Origin of the sequence: Pedobacter jejuensis, assembly GCF_003725795.1 — a bacterium.
In the GTDB taxonomy this organism is placed as follows: Bacteria; Bacteroidota; Bacteroidia; order Sphingobacteriales; family Sphingobacteriaceae; genus Pedobacter; species Pedobacter jejuensis.
Window position 1 is genome coordinate 51,720 of the sequence record NZ_RBEE01000009.1, and the last position, 18,364, is coordinate 70,083.

15 protein-coding genes are annotated in these 18,364 nt (G+C 36.7%); 4 read left to right on the top strand and 11 right to left on the bottom strand.

The annotated features are described in order from the left end of the window. Nucleotides 1–59 precede the first annotated feature (59 nt). Together D7004_RS05990 and D7004_RS05995 are read left to right on the top strand one after the other, a co-directional pair. Complete coding sequence (locus D7004_RS05990) at nt 60–962, top strand: TIGR01777 family oxidoreductase (protein WP_123204964.1); 903 nt, start codon at nt 60–62, stop codon at nt 960–962. A gap of 77 nt (nt 963–1,039) precedes the next feature. After that, nucleotides 1,040–2,398, top strand: coding sequence for a cryptochrome/photolyase family protein (locus D7004_RS05995; protein ID WP_123204965.1), 1,359 nt, complete (start codon nt 1,040–1,042; stop codon nt 2,396–2,398). Here D7004_RS05995 and D7004_RS06000 read toward each other — a convergent pair. The 8 genes from D7004_RS06000 to D7004_RS06035 all read right to left on the bottom strand — a co-directional run bounded on the left by D7004_RS06000 (nt 2,395) and on the right by D7004_RS06035 (nt 11,211). Beyond that, on the bottom strand, nt 2,395–3,258 hold the full coding sequence (locus D7004_RS06000) for an FKBP-type peptidyl-prolyl cis-trans isomerase (protein ID WP_123204966.1): 864 nt from the start codon (nt 3,256–3,258) through the stop codon (nt 2,395–2,397). The two genes, D7004_RS05995 and D7004_RS06000, sit on opposite strands and share 4 nt — an antisense overlap. Nucleotides 3,259–3,261: 3 nt before the next feature. Next, nucleotides 3,262–3,717, bottom strand: a complete 456-nt coding sequence (locus D7004_RS06005; protein WP_123204967.1) for an FKBP-type peptidyl-prolyl cis-trans isomerase — start codon at nt 3,715–3,717, stop codon at nt 3,262–3,264. Nucleotide 3,718: 1 nt separating this feature from the next. Then, nucleotides 3,719–4,207, bottom strand: coding sequence for an FKBP-type peptidyl-prolyl cis-trans isomerase (locus D7004_RS06010; RefSeq protein ID WP_244214256.1), 489 nt, complete (start codon nt 4,205–4,207; stop codon nt 3,719–3,721). A gap of 327 nt (nt 4,208–4,534) precedes the next feature. Beyond that, complete coding sequence (locus D7004_RS06015) at nt 4,535–6,328, bottom strand: acyl-CoA dehydrogenase family protein (protein ID WP_123204969.1); 1,794 nt, start codon at nt 6,326–6,328, stop codon at nt 4,535–4,537. 279 nt (nt 6,329–6,607) lie between these two features. Beyond that, nucleotides 6,608–7,783 (bottom strand): acetyl-CoA C-acyltransferase, encoded by a 1,176-nt coding sequence (locus D7004_RS06020; protein ID WP_123204970.1) that lies wholly within the window; start codon nt 7,781–7,783, stop codon nt 6,608–6,610. A 141-nt stretch (nt 7,784–7,924) separates the two neighbouring features. Continuing rightward, a complete protein-coding gene (locus D7004_RS06025; protein ID WP_244214257.1) occupies nt 7,925–8,302 on the bottom strand; it encodes a four helix bundle protein in 378 nt (125 codons plus the stop codon). 57 nt (nt 8,303–8,359) lie between these two features. Beyond that, nucleotides 8,360–10,768 (bottom strand): 3-hydroxyacyl-CoA dehydrogenase/enoyl-CoA hydratase family protein, encoded by a 2,409-nt coding sequence (locus D7004_RS06030; protein ID WP_123204972.1) that lies wholly within the window; start codon nt 10,766–10,768, stop codon nt 8,360–8,362. A gap of 8 nt (nt 10,769–10,776) precedes the next feature. After that, the gene (locus D7004_RS06035) at nt 10,777–11,211 is read right to left on the bottom strand and encodes a MarR family winged helix-turn-helix transcriptional regulator (RefSeq protein WP_123204973.1); all 435 of its coding nucleotides are present in this window, start codon (nt 11,209–11,211) and stop codon (nt 10,777–10,779) included. A 116-nt stretch (nt 11,212–11,327) separates the two neighbouring features. Here D7004_RS06035 and D7004_RS06040 point away from each other — a divergent pair, with 116 nt between their 5' ends. Then, a complete protein-coding gene (locus D7004_RS06040; RefSeq protein WP_123204974.1) occupies nt 11,328–12,290 on the top strand; it encodes a hypothetical protein in 963 nt (320 codons plus the stop codon). Nucleotides 12,291–12,722: 432 nt separating this feature from the next. On the opposite strand, the gene D7004_RS06045 is transcribed toward D7004_RS06040, so the two are convergent. From D7004_RS06045 to D7004_RS06055, 3 genes are all read right to left on the bottom strand, one after another. After that, nucleotides 12,723–14,045 carry a DUF6089 family protein gene (locus D7004_RS06045; RefSeq protein ID WP_123204975.1) on the bottom strand — a complete coding sequence of 441 codons (1,323 nt, stop codon included), beginning with the start codon at nt 14,043–14,045 and terminating at the stop codon, nt 12,723–12,725. Between the two features lie 96 nt (nt 14,046–14,141). After that, nucleotides 14,142–15,860, bottom strand: coding sequence for a gamma-glutamyltransferase (gene ggt / locus D7004_RS06050; RefSeq protein ID WP_123204976.1), 1,719 nt, complete (start codon nt 15,858–15,860; stop codon nt 14,142–14,144). Continuing rightward, complete coding sequence (locus D7004_RS06055; RefSeq protein ID WP_123204977.1) at nt 15,832–17,607, bottom strand: AMP-dependent synthetase/ligase; 1,776 nt, start codon at nt 17,605–17,607, stop codon at nt 15,832–15,834. The genes ggt and D7004_RS06055 overlap by 29 nt, the downstream gene beginning before the upstream one ends. A gap of 251 nt (nt 17,608–17,858) precedes the next feature. Between D7004_RS06055 and D7004_RS06060 the strand changes: the two genes are divergently transcribed. Next, on the top strand, nt 17,859–18,326 hold the full coding sequence (locus D7004_RS06060; RefSeq protein WP_123204978.1) for a hypothetical protein: 468 nt from the start codon (nt 17,859–17,861) through the stop codon (nt 18,324–18,326). Nucleotides 18,327–18,364: the final 38 nt, after the last annotated feature.

Here is an 18,364-nt window from a genome sequence, read left to right on the forward strand (position 1 = left end):
ACCTTTTACCTTACACACCTTTAATAAAAACCCTTTTGTACCTTTGGTGTTTCTAAAACATGGCACAGAAAATTCTTATAACAGGAGCAACAGGTTTAGTAGGTTCGGCACTTAAAACAAAGCTTTTAGGCATGGGCTATCAGGTAAATACATTATCCCGAAAGCCTGAAGGTGAAAACACCTATCGCTGGGATGTAAAAAAACAAGAAATTGATGCAGCTTGCTTAAATGGAGTAGATGCAATTATTCACCTAGCAGGAGAACCGGTTGCAGACAAAAAATGGACTGACGAACGCAAAAAAGAAATTATTGATAGTCGCGTAAAATCAACTGAACTACTGCTCCGAACAGTAAAAGAATCTCAAAGCCATAATATTAAAACGTTTATTTCTGCTTCGGCGGTAGGTTATTACGGAGATTGCGGCGATGAAATTTTATCTGAAGAAAGTCCCAATGGAATAGGTTTCTTGGCAGACTGCTGTAAACTTTGGGAACAATCGGTAAATGAAGCAAAAAAATTAGGCTTGCGGGTGGTTAAACTTCGTACCGGAATTGCCCTAAGTAAAGATGGCGGTGCATTACCTCAATTGGATATGCCAGTACGGTTATTTGCTGGCGCATCAATTGGAACAGGTAAACAGTGGACACCCTGGATACATAATGATGATTTGGTGAACATGTACGTAGCTGCATTAGAAAACATAAATATGGATGGTAATTACAATGCCTGTGCTCCATTTCCAGTTACCAATATAGCACTAACCAAAGCCATTGCAAAGGAGCTTCATCGACCATTTTGGCCAATTAAAGTACCTAAAGCTGCGTTAGATTTATTACTTGGAGAACGTGTTGTCGCCGTATTAATGAGCAGCAATACTTCCGCTCAAAAACTACTAGATTCGGGATTTAAATTTAAATTTACACGAGTAGAAGAAGCTTTGGCAGATATTTACAGCAAGTAAGTTTAAATTCATAAGTACAATCAAAATCATCAAATTTCTTAGTTAAATTTAGCTCAACAAAAATCTTTTATTGAAATATGGGAAGTGAACATTCAGATTCAGGTGTTAAAAGTATAGAAAAAGAAAAATCATCATCTGATAATTCTGGCATAAGTATATTATGGTTTCGCCGCGATTTACGTTTGGAAGATAATGCGGCTTTGTACCATGCATTGAAAAGTAATTACCCTGTTTTGCCCTTATTCATCTTCGATAAAAACATTTTAGATAAATTGCCAAAAACTGATGCCAGGGTTACTTTTATTTACGATACCATTAGCAATATAAAACAAGAATTACAATCTGCAGGTTCTGATTTATTGATCAAATATGGGAAACCAGAGGAAGTTTGGCCAGAGGTTTTGAAGACTTATGAGGTTAAGGAAGTGTATACCAATCATGACTATGAACCTTATGCCCGCGAGCGTGATGATAATATGGTTGAATTTCTAACCAGTGAAAAAATCGCTTTTAAAACGTTTAAAGACCAAGTTATTTTTGAAAAAGGCGAAATTTTAAAAGCCGATAAAACGCCCTACACGGTTTTCACTCCATTTTACAAACAGTGGCAGGCTAAGCTTAATGATTTCTACACGAAACCTTACCCTACAAAAAAATATTTCAAAAACCTTTTTCAAACTAAGAGTCTCCCTTTACCAACTTTAATGGAAATGGGGTTTGAAAGAAGTGAACTAGAATTTCCTAAACTAAATTATAAAAACAAACTTGCTCACTATGCAAAAGAGCGTGATTATCCTGCTTTAGATAGTACTACGCGGATAGGTTTACATCTACGGTTTGGCACTTTAAGCATTAGAAAAGCTGCACAAGATGCAATTGATGCCAAATCAACTGTTTGGCTATCTGAGCTAGCATGGAGAGAATTTTATATGATGATAATCTGGCATTTCCCATACGCTGCAACTGACTCCTTTAAGAAACAATACGATAAAATTAAGTGGCGTAATGATGAAAAAGAATTTAAAGCCTGGTGCGAAGGCAACACAGGTTACCCATTGGTAGATGCTGGCATGCGACAATTAAATGAAACCGGCTGGATGCATAATCGCGTACGAATGGTTGTAGCAAGTTTTTTATCTAAACATTTATTAATTGATTGGCGTTGGGGTGAAGCTTATTTTGCTGAGAAGCTTTTGGATTATGAAATGGCTAGCAATGTTGGCGGATGGCAATGGGCCGCAGGTTCAGGAAATGACGCTGCACCATATTTCAGGGTTTTTAATCCAGAGTTGCAAATGAAACGCTTCGACCCAAAATTTGAATACATTAAAAAATGGGTACCAGAATTTGGCACAAAAAAATATGCCCAACCAATGGTTGAGCATACATTCGCACGCGAAAGAGTGCTTAAAGTTTTTAAAGAAGCGTTATCTTAATTTGTAACGCTTACAATTTCAATATCAAAATCTAGTGCCGTACCATTAGCTAAATCAGAAGGCAAAATCAATCGCATCTTGCCTCCAGCTGTTAACTTACCAGGTATTACTGATTGCCAGCCTTTGTATAAAGTGCTTAAAATGCCACTAAAAGCACTATCAGTAGAAGTTTGCAATACTGTACCATCCAAATATCTAACCGTATAATTTGCTACAATTGTCGAATTAGTGGTGATTACATCGGTTCCAGTCCCAGGCGTAGAGATGCTGTATCTAGCACGAGATGGATCTTTAATTACTGTTAAATTTTTACTGGCAACAAACTTGTTGATTTCAAATTCGTCAACTTCATGTTTTTTTGTGAAGTTATAGATCCCCAACTCAACTAAAATATTTTCATTTGAACCAACATTGATTGCAGCTAAACCGTTTTTACCAAAGGCTAAGTTTGAAGGCATAATCAATCTTGCTGTGCCACCTCTTTTTAGCATAGATAATACTTCTCTAACGGGTGTAAAAAGATAACTTGTACCAATTGTAAACCTATCGGTATAACCTAAAAAAGTTCCAGGAATCATCAAATCCGATGTTTGATTCACAACGGTACCATTTAATAATTTAAAACTATAAGAGTAATAAACAGAGTCAGAATTTTTAATCACATCTCCGGTACCTGGTGTTATCACGTTATAATAGTAGCCGGTAGAAGCTTTGGTCATGCTTAAATTGTTGCTCTTGATATAGCTTTGAATTGCATTGTCATCAACAGTCTGAATAGAGTCGTATTCTTTTTTGCAAGATGAAAATAGCATTGTAGCCAATACGACAGTAAGCAGGCTTAATTTTGTAAAATTCTTCATTAATTATTGTACGTTTATTAATTGTATCGTAAAATCTAGAACCGAATTTGCAGGTACCGGTCCTGTAGCTTGGCTCCCATATGCTAAATCTGATGGTATAATTAGCCTAATTTCTCCACCTTTTTGAATTAGAGGAATACCGATCCTCCAGCCTTCAATCAATTGATTCAACTGAAATGTATTTTCAACATTGTTCCCATTATCTATCACCGTTCCATTTAATAATCTGCCTTCGTACTTGATGGTAATTTTTGTGTTGGATGGATAAGCGAAAGAACCTGTTCCTGGTTTTATAATTTGATAATATAAACCTGATGGATGTTTAACCGCAGTAATATTATTTTTTTGTATAAAAGAAGTGATTTGTTTATCTGCATCTTCGTCCTTTTTGCAAGATGTAAGCCCTGTAGCAACAAATAGAATGCTAAAGCAAATAAATTTTATAAATTTATTACCCATTTTAATTGGCAATGTTGTTTAGTGTAACAGTAAAATCAAGTATAGCATTGGCAGGTACGGCACCTTGTCCTAAATTGCCGTAACCAAAATAAGATGGCACAAAAAATCTAATTTGGCCGCCTTTTTGGATTTTCGGCATAGCTATTTGCCATCCAGGTATTAAAGTACCCAAAGGAAATGTTCGTGGCGTACCACTTGAAGAATCGAACACGGTACCGTTGAGCAGTTTTCCTGAATAATCAACTGTTATGTCACTTGTGGCGGTGTACACGTAAGTACCGGTGCCTGGGGCAATAATTTGATAAAACACACCTGTATTTTCGTCTTTCAGTACGGAAATACTATTCGATTTTACAAATGCCCGGATTGCAGTAGTATCTGCCTTAAATTGAGGAATTGGATCATAAACCTCACCAACATCTACTTTTTTACAGGCAGCAAAGCATCCCACAATACAAAACAACAATAAATAGTGCTTAATCTTAACCATAGTTTGCAAAAATAAGCTTTTAATACGGTTGCTACAATTTTTAACCAAATTTAACAAATAGAGAAGCAAATAGACCAAAGCTGAAAGTCAAAAGTAGATATTTGCAAAAATTAAAGGGATTTTATTCCTTTTAAGTTTGTATCCGGTTTCAGTCTTTCTGCTTTGACCTTTAGGCTTTAGGCTTTAGGCTTTAGGCTTTAGGCTTTAGGCTTTAGGCTTTAGGCTTTAGGCTTTAGGCTTTAGGGTAAATCAATAAAAAGCAAAAAGGTTTAAGGTTTAGGCATTTCCACACCCAAACCATAAACCTTCTACCTTAAACCTTTAAGCCTAAAAAATATACTTGTTCGCTTCAATAAGTTGTTGAGCAACTCTTTGGCGAGCATCTTTAACATTAAATGGCTCTACCTTTGTGAAACGGCGCAAGCCAACCAACATCATGCGTTGTTCATCGCCTTCAGCAAATGCCCAAAGCGCTTCTTTACCAGCTTTAGCAATCCCATCAACAGCTTCTACCATATAAATTTTTAATAAATCCAGCTGACCAGCACAAGCTGCTTCGCCTCGAGTGCTCACTAATTTTTCGGTTCTCAGTAAAGCAGATTCAAGCACGTAAACATAACCTGCCATGTCGGCAATGTTCATTAGAATTTCTTGTTCTTTACTTAGCGTCATCATCAATTTTTGAACTGCAGCACCCGCTACCATTAAAGTTGCTTTTTTAAGGTTGGCTAAAACTTTTTTCTCTGCTGCAAATAACGTGGTATCTTCTTCGCCAAAATCAGGGATGCTCATTAATTCTGCAGCTACTGCAGTTGCTGGTCCCATTAAGTCTAGTTCACCTTTCATGGCACGTTTCAACATCATGTCGACTGTTAGTAAGCGGTTAATTTCATTTGTTCCTTCGAAAATACGATTGATACGGGCATCGCGGTAAGCCCTATCCATTGGTGCATCGGCACTAAAACCCATACCACCATAAATTTGAACACCTTCATCAACGGTGTAATCCAAAGCCTCAGAACCCCAAACTTTTAAAATCGCACACTCTACGGCAAATTGTTCCACCGATTTTAATCTGGCTTTTCCAGATTCCATTCCACCAGCAACTAAGGCATCGTAAGTATCATCAATGTTTTGTCCGGCTCTGTAATTTGCGGCATCAACAGCATATAATTTCGATGCAATCTCTGCAATTTTAAAACGAATGGCGCCATATTTCGAAATCGGGCGACCGAACTGAATTCTTTCATTCGAATAATTTATTGCTGTATTTAGTGTTGCTTTTGATGCACCAATTGCCGCAGCAGATAATTTAATACGACCAATATTCAAAATATTTACTGCGATTTTGAAACCATTTTCTCTTTCGCTCAACATGTTTTCAACCGGAACTTCACAATCATTAAAGAAAACCTGGCGAGTTGATGAACCTTTGATACCCATTTTATGTTCTTCGGGATTCATGGTAATGCCACCGAAATCTTTCTCTACAATAAAAGCAGTTAAGTTTTTATCATCATCAATTTTTGCAAAAACAATAAAGATATCTGCAAAACCACCGTTGGTAATCCACATTTTTTGTCCGGTGATGATGTAGTGTTTTCCATCAGCACTTAAAACTGCTTTGGTTTTTCCAGAGTTTGCATCCGAGCCAGAGTTTGGCTCCGTTAAGCAATACGCTGCTTTCCATTCTCCAGAACCTAATTTAGGAATGTATTTGGCTTTTTGCTCCTCATTTCCATAATAAAGGATTGGTAAAGTGCCAATTCCGGTATGTGCAGAAAGTGCTACCGCAAACGAATGACCAGCACCAACCACATCTGCAACCAGCATAGATGTATTAAAGTTTTTACCGAAACCTCCGTATTCCTCAGGAACAGAAACGCCAAGAATACCCAGTTCACCAGCTTTGGTTAAAAGCGTTGGCATTAATTCGGGGTCTTCCTGCTTATCAATTTTATCTAAATTTGGGTAAACTTCCGAAGCCAAAAAATCACGACAAGTTTGCGCAATCATTTGTTGCTCTTCATCAAATTCTTCAGGGATAAATACGTCCTGATAAACGGTTTCTTTGATTAAAAATTCACCGCCTTTAATTGTTTTTTTTTCTGTTGTTTCCATTGTTATGAGATTTGAGAAATGAGATTTGAGACCTGCTCAAATTCAAATCATAATAATTTTATTTTACGTCCTACATTGCCAACTCGTCATGCTAAATTCATTTCAGCATCTTTTTCGTATTAAGACCCAGAACTAATTCAGGGAGACGGCCGTTCGCGATACTTGCATAATACGGGCGTCATTGCGAGGCACGAAGCAATCCTACAACTATCGCTATTACAAACCCAAAGCATTAAGATTGCTTCGTGCCTCGCAATGACGATGAGGCGAACAATTGCCTTACAACAACTCAAAAATCCCTGCTGCACCCTGGCCAGTACCAACACACATCGTTACCATACCGTATTTTTTATTTTGTCTTTTCAGTTCATTTATCATTTGTACAGAAAGTTTTGCTCCCGTACACCCAAGTGGATGACCTAAAGCAATTGCTCCACCATTTACGTTAATGATGTCTGGATTTAAATCTAGTGTTCTGATAATCGCTAAAGATTGTGATGCAAAAGCCTCATTCAATTCAATTAAATCAATATCATCTTGTTTTAAACCCGCTTGTTTTAATGCTTTTGGTATTGCTTCAATCGGGCCAATACCCATAATTCTTGGCGGAACACCAGCTACGCCATAACTTACTAATCGTGCAATTGGCTCTACATTTAGTTCTTTCATTTTCCTTTCAGAAACGACTAAAACAAATGCCGCACCATCAGATGTTTGCGATGAATTACCAGCAGTTACACTTCCAACAGCATCAAAAACAGGTTTTAATTTTGCCAGTTTCTCTAAAGTCGTATCTGCACGAGGGCCTTCATCCGTATCCACTACGTAAGAACGCGTTTTCTTTTTTAGGTTTTCATCCAGATAGTTTTCATTTACAGTAATTGGCAAAACGCCATCTTTCAAATGACCGTTTTTTATAGCATGAATGGCTTTTTCATGAGATTTTAAAGAGAATGCATCCTGGTCTTCGCGACTTACATTGTATTCTTTCGCAACTGCCTCGGCTGTTAAACCCATTCCCCAATACCAGTCCGGATTATTTTTAGCGACCTCAGCATTTGGAACTAATTTCCATCCACCAAATGGCATTCCACTCATTACTTCCACACCACCTGCGATGATACAATCGGCCATTCCAGCTTTAATTTTAGCCACCGCCGTGGCGATAGTGTCTAAACCTGATGCACAATAACGATTTACCGTAACACCCGGAACTTTATCAGTATCCAAGCCCATCAGCGAAATCATACGGGCAATATTTAAACCCTGCTCCGCTTCTGGTGTAGCATTACCCACAATTACATCATCAATTTGTTCTTTATCTAAATTCGGAACCGACGCCACCAATGCTCTAATCACTTCCGCGGCCAAATCATCAGCTCTTGTAAAACGAAATACGCCTCGGGGTGCTTTACCCACTGCAGTACGATATCCGGCTATAATATATGCTTCCATTTTTTTGAGATTTGAGATGTGAGATTTGAGATGTGAGATGTGAGACTGGCTAACACTCAAAAAACAAACCTTATTTTTTTTGAGATGTAAGATGTGAGACATTAGATTTAAGACAAATTGCCTATTCTAATATCTAGCATCTCACATCTTTTTATCATTAATTTTCTTTTCCAACATTTGCTGAAAACCGTAAGTCATTTTTTGTAGTTCATTAATTTGCATCAATAGTGGACTTAATGATTCGGTATCCAACATTTCTAACTTATTAGCAATCACAAGCTGAGTTTGTAATTCGTAAGATGAGCCATTTGCAATACCTAAAAAATTATTAAATTCTTTAAAAGAATTTCTTCCAGCACCTTCTGCAATATTAGATGGAATTGAGACAGCCGCCCTACGAGATTGACTAATTAATCCAAAACGTTCATCAGATGGAAAACTTGCTGTTACTTTGCAAACATCAACTGTTAAGTTGATTGCTTTGGTCCAAATTTTCAGTTCATTTAACTTGTTCATCATTTTTTCTTTAAACGTTTTGCTTCTCGTATCTCATATCTAGCTTCTCATATCTACTTTCTAATTTCTCAACGGTTTACCTTTTGTTATGATGCTTTGAATTCGCTCCAAACTTTTTCTTTCTCCTGCCAGTGATAAAAATGCTTCTCTTTCTAAATCCAATAAGTATTGTTCGCTTACTTCTGTTGGGGCAGATAAATCTCCCCCACACATTACGTAACCTAATTTTTCAGAGATTTTTTTATCGTGTTCGGAAATGAAATGGCCAGCATACATGCTATTTGCACCTGCGTAAACAATTCCTAAACCTTGTTTACCCAACACTTTTATATCAGTACGTTGAACAGGTTTAGTGTAACCTGCATCAGCCAATTCTAAGGCTTTCGCTTTCGCATCGGCCAATAAACGGTTCCGATTCATCGAAATCGAGAATTTATCTTTTTGCAGATAACCCAATTCATAAGCTTCATAACCTGAGGTAGAAACTTTCGCCATTCCGATGGTTAAGAAACGATCCTTTAATGCGTTTTGAACAATTTGGTCATCTTTAAATTCATCGGAAGCACGTAAAGCAAATTCTTTTGTTCCGCCACCACCAGGGATAACACCAACACCAAACTCCACCAAACCCATATAGGTTTCGGCCGACAGTTGAACGTGGTCGGCATGTAAACTAAATTCGCAACCGCCTCCCAATGTTAAATTATGCGGCGCCACCACAACTGGAATAGAAGAATAACGTATCCGCATAGAAGTATTCTGAAACATGCGAATTGCCGTGTTTAATTCGTCCCACTCCTGCTCCACTGCCATCATAAAAATCATTCCCACATTTGCACCAGCAGAAAAATTTGCACCATCGTTACCGATAACCAAACCGCGGTAATCCTTTTCGGCCATATCAATAGCTTTATTGATGCCAGAAATTACATCGCCACCAATGGTATTCATTTTGGTATGGAATTCTACATTTAAAATGCCATCACCTAAATCAATAATCGAAACACCAGAATTTTTCCAAAGGGTTTTATCTTCTCGGATGTTATCTAAAATGATGAACTCATCTGTTCCTGGTAGGGCTTTATAAGTTTTTGTAGGGATGTCATAATACTTTTTAACGCCACCTTCAACCTTATAAAATGAATTATTTCCGGCATCGAGCATTTCGTGAACCCAAGCCGCAGCTTTGTTTCCATATTGCTCCATTCCTTCAATTGCCTCTTTCACACCGACAGCATCCCAAAGCTCAAACGGACCTAACTCCCAACCGAAACCTGCTCTCATGGCATCATCAATACGATACAATTCATCAGAAATTTCTGGAAATCTCTCTGAGACATATTCGAACAATCCGAAAGAAGAATGACGGAATAATTCGCCTGCTTTATCCTTTCCTTTAGCAAAAATCTTCATGCGTTCGCGAAGATTCTCAACCGGCTTAGTCATTTCTAAAGTGGCCGATTTTACCTTTTGCTGTGGTTTGTATTCTAAGGTTTTTAAATCCAGCGCCAGAATTTCTGTTTTACCTTCAGCAGTTTTTGTTTTTTTATAGAAACCCTGTTTGGTTTTATCACCAAGCCATTTTTGTTCCTCCATCTTTTTAACATAATCAGGAAGTTTAAATAACTCGTGTGCTTTATCTTCAGGGCAATTGTCGTAAAGTCCTTTAGCAACTTTAATCATGGTATCTAAACCAACCACATCCGAAGTTCGGAAAGTAGCCGATTTCGGTCTGCCTAAAGCCGGACCAGTAAACTTATCTACTTCCTCAACTGTTAAATCCAGTTTTTCTACCAGATGCAATAAGGCCATGATGGAATACACGCCGACGCGGTTTGCAATAAAGGCTGGTGTATCCTTACATAAAACGGTGGTTTTACCTAAAAACTTATCGCCATAATGCATCAAGAAATCAACGATTTCTGGTTTTGTGTGTGGCGTTGGAATAACCTCCAATAATTTTAAATAGCGAGGCGGATTGAAGAAATGCGTTCCACAGAAATGTGCTTTAAAATCTTCGCTTCTACCCTCGGCCATTAAATGAATTGGGATGCCGGAAGTATTGGAAGTAATCAGCGTACCTGGTTTGCGGAATTGCTCCACTTGTTCAAAAACCTTTTTCTTAATATCCAGATTTTCAACAACAACTTCTATCACCCAATCAAAACCAGCAATTTTCGACATATCATCATCGAAATTCCCTGTTTTGATTTTATTTAATGCTTTTTTAGAATAAACCGGAGATGGATTGGTTTTAACAGCCGTTTGCAAAGCTGTATTTACAATTCGGTTTTTAACAGTTGGGTTATCTAACGTTAATCCTTTTGCTTGCTCCTCTGGGGCCAGTTCTTTGGGGGCAATATCTAAAAGCAAAACCTCCACACCAATGTTGGCGAAGTGGCATGCAATACGCGAACCCATAATACCTGAGCCTAAAACAGCAACCTTATTAATGCTTTGTTTTGTCATAATATTTGTTAATCAACAGTATATGCTACAGTAATATCGTTTAATTTAATTAGCAAATTAATGAATGTATCTTTCTCTTTTTTCGTAAAGTGTTCATCAAGATATTCATTAAATTTTCGCACAACACCTTTAGCCAAATGTTTCTTCTCTTTGCCAAAATCAGTTAAAAAAACTTTTACAGAACGTTTATCACCTATCGAGGTTTCACGATAAATTAAGTTGGCATCTTCCATGTTATTTAACATCCGTGATAAACTGGTTGCCTTTACGCCCAGCAGCGCCGCTAAATTAGATACGGCAGTACCTTCATCATCATTAATATTGATAAGCATATAACCAATGGCTTGGGTAATTCCAAAACTGGATGCCATTTGATTGTACTTGTTAAACATATTTTGCCAGGCAAACTTAACGTGGTAATCTAATGTTTGTTGTTGTTTCATTTGGTTAATTTATTATGCTTGCATAACAAAGCTAATAAATGTATTTTGTTAATGCAATAGTAAAATGAAGAATTTTGTTAAAAGATTCTTAATATTGATTAACACAATAGCTACCTATGAAATACCACAAATCATCCCTGATTATTATTCTTCTAATTTTGTTAAATAACGCTGCTAAAGCTCAAGTGACGTATTTCGGAGAAGAGGTATCTGCTAATGGTAAGTTAGAAATCTTTAAGAATACCACAACCCTATTTACATTACAGTATTCAAATTATGCAGAAAAAGAAAAATTTGATGAGGTGATAAAAAAAACATGGACTATAACGCCCTATAAAATAATTAAGCCCGAAGATTTAGCTAAATACGATACGTTAAAAAATTATTCTTTCTTTTATTTTGATGCCTTTGTTGATAACGTAGATACCATAACCAATACTAATGTAATTTATGGATTAAAACTTATTACACCAGGTATAACAGCGAAGGAAAAAAAGGAAGATATTTTGGCTTACGTAACTTTATTTTCTGATGTGTACACCAATTTAATAGTTAAAGAACAAGGTACAAAGTCTAATAATAGAAAAGGATTAAAGGCTAAATTATTAAACAACCTCTATAACAATTCTAGATTTTTGAATTTTTCACCTGGTTTTTTGGCGGGTTATTTAAAGCAGATAAACGATGGATTGACATTGAAACAAAGTCGTTCTATAGATTACCAGTTTTACAATAAAGTTCGCCTGCCTGATTTAGCAAAAGAAACGCTTTATGTTCCTGAATATGTTAGAGAGATTTTTTCTTCTCAGCCACCTAAAATAGAAACACCAACAACTATTCAAGAACCGTATAGCTACAAACTTAAATTTATTTCCAATTCGGAACTGGATAGTTTGGTATTAAATGACAATGTTGCAATAAAGTACCTGATTTACACTCAGCGCTCTTTTGATAAAATCATCAGCATTTATGATAGCAAAGATGACAGGATTATTTATCAACGTTTTTACTTTCAAAATCCTGTATTTGAAATGAGTGATTTAAATAACATTAAAGAGGTTGTACAATCGTTAAAGTAAATAAGGATTGATTATTTTATCACAATTAGGAGTTTTAGAATAATTATCACAATCAGACTTACCCTGATATGATAACCTGAACTCGATTCTTAACCTTAAGCAGCTTACTATTTTATAGGTATATCGCTTGCATACGTCTTGCTGAACTTATTTCAGCATCCTTCCTGCAATAAAAGACCCTGAAATAAATTCAAGGTGACGTTTAAAAAAACAGCCTATTAATATTTTGAAGGATAATTAATAATCGAACTTAACCTGATATTATAGAGAATGTATATGACAAACTATTTGAGATAGCGTTTCGAAAGTCTCAAGTTGACAAAGCATCAATAGTCATATAAAGTTTACTGTTGTAAAGAAATAATTTCGCAGCCGAAACAAAAAAGGCTCCCGATTTGCATCGGGAGCCTTTGATTATCTATTTGAAATCTACTAGTAAATTGTAAACTCTACACGACGGTTTTGTTGACGACCAGCAGCAGTTTTATTAGTTGCAATTGGTTGACCCATTCCGTAACCTGTAGCTTCTATACGAGATGCATTAGCACCTTGAGAAACTAAATAAGCTTTTACTGATTCTGCTCTTTCTTTCGATAAACGTAAGTTTAAAGCTTTAGAACCTGTATTATCTGTGTGACCAGCTAATTTTAAGCTAAAGTTTTTCTCTACTAATAAAGCAGCAACTCTGTTTAATGATGCATAAGATTTAGAACGGATTGTAGCTTTACCTAAATCAAATTCTAAGTTTTTAATTGCGTCTTTAACAACAGCACGGTCAGCTTCAGTAACAATTACTTTTTCAGTAACTTGTGGAGCAGGAACTTTTAAAGGACAACCAGCACCATCAACTACAACACCAGATGGAGTACCTGGGCATTTATCTAATTTATCAGCAACACCATCACCATCAGCATCAGCTAATAAGTTGTTTAAATCTGAACGCAATCTAGCATTTTCAGCTTTTTGAGCATCTAAATCAGATTTCAATGCATTTGCAGTATTTTTAGCAGCTAAAGCTTCATCGTAAGTTGCAGCAACCGGGTTGTGGAACGCTAATTGTTTTCCTTTACCAATTGCAAACTCTAAACCAGCATAAGCATAGTTATATTTATCATTTCCACCTCTGTAGTAACCATCTAAGTTGTCACCATCAACAAAGTTGACAGTCCAACCTAAATCAAAGTTAACAGCATCAGAGATTTTGAATTTAGCACCTAAACCAACAGGAATAATTAATTCGCTAATTGTTTTATCGCCAGCATATAAACTTGTACCAGCAGCAGTAGTAATAGTTGGTTTATAACCAGCTAAACCAGCACCAGCAGAAGCATAAAGTTGTAAAGCATTTTCTTTTTTAAACATGTCGATGTTAAACATATTCACAGCAGCACTTAAAGTACCCGAATATTGTAATTGAGTATCGAATGAACGAACTGGCGAATTGTTTACAAAACCACTTTCGTAAGCTTCGGTATTATCACCTTTTAATTTACCTCTAACTCCATCTAAACGAAGAGAGAAATAATTAGTAAATTGTTTTTTGATGTATAAGCCGTAACCGAAACTTGTTTTGTTGTTACTGAAGTCGTTTTTGCCACCTAGTGGTGATAGTGGAGTAAGTGCACCTGCATTAACACCAATCGACCATGTTCTGAATTGAGTTGTTGATGCTACAGGTTCCTGAGCCATCGCTGCAGTACCAGCGAATAATCCGGCTAAAACTACCGGTAGAGATTTAAATAAATTTGATTTCATGTTTTTTAAGTTTAACGTTAACAAGCGTTGTCGTGCTTGTAACAATCATTATACCAAAAACATTTATTCTTAAAAATACTTTTTCACATATAAACATTAGTATCCTATTGCTTTATCATCTCCACGAGGATCAGCACCACCTTGATAAGTTCCACATTTTGTTCTTAAGATGGCATCTACACGCCCGATTGCGCCACGAGGTACTATTTTATAACCCTTAACCCTCAGTTTTTCAGCAGTTAAACTATCTAAAGCTTCCTTTTCTACTGAAACTTCATCAGGTAACCATTGGTGGTGGAATTTTTTAGCTGCCACTGCAGATTGCATTGGCATATCAAAATCTATAACATTTATGATGGTTTGAAAAACAGACGTTATAATGGTAGAGCCTCCAGGAGTGCCTACAACTAAGAACAATTTCCCATCCTTTTCTACAATGGTTGGTGTCATGGAACTTAACATTCGCTTGTTGGGTGCAATAGCATTAGCCTCACCACCTACCAATCCATACATATTAGGCGAACCAGGTTTAACTGAAAAATCGTCCATTTCATTATTCAAAAGAAAGCCACCGCCTTTAACGGCAACTAAAGAACCATACGAACCGTTTAATGTTGTGGTGATGGAAACTGCATTCCCTTCTCTATCAACAATAGAAAAATGAGTGGTTTCTTCATGTTCTTTGCCTTTAACTTCGCCCGCTAGCACAGCTGAACTCGGTGTTGCTGCAGCCCAATTAAAGGTTGACATTCTGTTTTTATTGTAAGAAGCTGCCAAAAGTTCATTTCTAGGGACTGAATAAAAATCAGGGTCACCTAAATGTGTTGCTCTATCCGCATAAACTCTTCTTTCGGCTTCAACTATTAATTGAACGGTAGAATCAGCATTATGTCCCCACCTTTTTAGTGGATAAGGCTCAACAGATTGCAATAGTTGAACCAGGGCAATTCCACCGCTTGAAGTAGGTGGCATGGTTATGATTTTGTAGCCGCGGTATGATCCAATAATAGGTGTACGCCAAACAGAATGATAATTTTGCAAATCTGCCTTCGTAATCAAACCTTTGCCACTTTGCATTTCGGCAACAATAGAATCTGCAACTGCACCATCGTAAAAGCCAGCTCTTCCATTCTTTTGAATCGGCTTTAAAGTGTTTGCCAGCTCGTTTTGTACTAATAAATCATTTTCCTTCCAGGTGCTCTCTAAATTTATAAATGCTGTTCCCTTAGGATTATATTTCATGAATTCTCTGTGCAAACCATTTAATTCAGATGATTGTCTTTTGGTAATTTTGAATCCATTCTGGGCTAAATCAATCGCAGGCTGAACAACCTGTGCCCAACTTAACTTGCCATATTTTTTGTGCGCTTCAACCATTCCATCAACAGTTCCTGGCACACCAACAGCCAATTGACCATATAAACTTTTAGCAATTATGGGATTTCCGACAGAGTCTAAGTACATATCTCTGCTTGCAGATGCCGCCGCTTTCTCTCTAAAATCTAATGTATTGGTTTCTCCATTTGATGAACGGTAAACCATAAAACCACCGCCACCGATATTACCCGCGTTCGGATAAACTACTGCTAATGCAAACTGAACAGCAACTGCTGCATCAACCGCATTACCGCCCTTCTTTAAAATTTCTACACCAACTTCTGATGCTTCCGGATGGGCAGAAACCACCATCCCATTTTTAAATTCACCACTATTATTTTTACCTAACTGACCAGTAACACATCCTGATGATAAAACTATGGCCAACAAATAACCTAATAAGGATGTATTAATTTGGTGCTTTATAGTCTTCTGCATCTTTATAAATTTTTTCAATTATACTACTGTTTTTTTCAGTTATTACTTTTCTTTTCAAACTTAATTTTGGTGTAAGCTCTCCCCCATCAATACTCCATTCTTTAGGTAAAAGCGCAAATCTTTTAACCTGTTCCCACTTACCAAAACCTATACCTAAGGCTTCTATAACTTCATTATATTTTACTAAAACCTGCTCGTTCTTAATTATTTCCTGGTTGCTTGTGTATGTGATACCCTTTTTAGCAGACCATGTTTTAAGCGTTTCAAAATTAGGCACAATTAACGCAGCTGGAAACTTTTTATTTTCACCCAACACCATTATCTGCTCGATAAAAATAGACTCTTTATACTTATTTTCCAGCATTTGTGGCGCAATGTACTTTCCGCCTGCTGTTTTAAACATTTCTTTCTTTCTATCGGTAATGCGTAAAAAGCGACCATCAACCAGTTCGCCAATATCTCCTGTATAAAACCAGCCATCACCATCAATTGCTTCTGCAGTTAAATCCGGGCGGTTATAATATCCTTTCATAACCTGGTGCCCACGAGTTAAAACTTCCCCATCTTGAGCAATTTTTACCTCAACTCCTTTAATAACTTCCCCGACCGAGCCGAACATAGTACCACCAAAATGGTTTACTGTAATTACCGGAGAAGTTTCTGTTAAGCCATAACCCTCAAAAACAGGCATTCCAGCAGCCCAAAAAATTCTTGCTAGCCGTGGGTTTAGTGCTGCACCACCAGATACTATAACAATAATTTCGCCACCTAACGCTTCCTGCCATTTTTTAAAAACCAGTTTGCGAGCTATCTTAAGTTGAAAATTGTACCATGCACTCGCATCGGTGGTATATTTCTCGGCCAAAGCAACCGACCAAAAGAAAATTCCCTTTTTTATGCCTGTTAGCGCCTTTCCTTTTTCCATTATTTTGTCATACACTTTTTCGAGTAAACGCGGAACTGTAGAAAAAGAATTTGGTTTTACCTGTTGAATATCGGCTACAATGGTTTCCATACTTTCTGCATAGTAAACCGACGTTCGGTTATACAGGTACAGATAAATAATCATACGCTCGAAAATATGAGATAGCGGCAGGAAACTCAATCCTTTCTTAACACCTTCAGGCATAACTACAGATGAGTTTGTAAAATTTGCTACTAAGTTATTATGTGTAAGCATAACACCCTTTGGTGTGCCGGTCGTACCCGATGTATAAATTATGGTTAAGATATCTTCGGGTTCAATTTTATTGCGGTACTCATCAAGGTTAATGTCTTGATTTGCTTGTCCATCTGCAATTAACAATTTCCAGCTATCAGCACCGGTAACTTCGTCAAAAGTGTATATTTTTATCTCCGGATTTACAGCATCAACATTCGGTTTTACCTTTTTATATAATTCTTCGTCAGCAACAAAAATTACAGAAATTTCTGCATCCTTTAATATAAATTGTATGTCGTGGTCGGCAAGTGTAGGGTAAAGAGGAATTTGATAAGCACCCAATTGATTTGCTGCGAAATCGGCCATGTTCCATTCAGGTCGATTATGAGACATCACCGCAACCCGACCAGCTTTGCCTATTCCAATTCTTATTAAGCCGCGACTAATATTATCTACAGTACTACAAAAATCTACAGTGCTGTAATTAAACCACTTACCTTTTATTTTTCCGCTAATAAATTCTTGTTGGGGTTCTTCAAGACTATGCTTTAAGAGATCAAAAACCCTGGTAATTTTTGCAGCCATATAATTATAATATTTGGTTAAGTTAAAAAATCAAACATAAAGATGCATCACCTTTATATTATTAATCAGTAAAAATTTCTATCCGTCTATCAGCAAAATTATATAGGATAAGAATATTTTAATAAACTTAGCAATTACAAAATTACTATGCAAGCATTGTTTTTATCAACTTAGATTTTTACCTGTAAAACAGAATCGGCATTAAAATTGTTAGGCTGATATTACTTTTAAAAACATAAAACATTTAGATTATGAAAAAATTATTCCTTACTCTTTTTGGCTGCGCAGCCTTATTTGCCTTAACTACAACTGAAGTTAAAGCTCAAAATTACAAAACCGGTGTTGGTTTAGGATTGGATTTTGGTGATGGTGCAACATTAGTTGGTCCATCTTTAAGACATCACTTTAGCCGTAAAGGTGCGGTACAAGCAGAGGTTTTGTTCGGAGGAAATTCGACAATCGTTCAAGCATTTTTACAATACAACACACCGATTAAAGGTGCTGCTGGTTTAGATTTTTACGCTGGTGGTGGTCCTTCAATTCAATTATATGATGGAGGTTCTAGCTTCTACATTGTACCGATGGCTGGTTTAGATTATAAATTTAGTGGTGCTCCTTTAGCTTTGGCTTTAGATTGGAGACCAAGACTTTACGTTGGAAGTAATGATAGCGATTTTAACGCTGGTAGATTCGGTTTAGGATTTAGATATACTTTTTAACCAATAGCATTAATCATAAAAAATCCCGCTGAAAATAT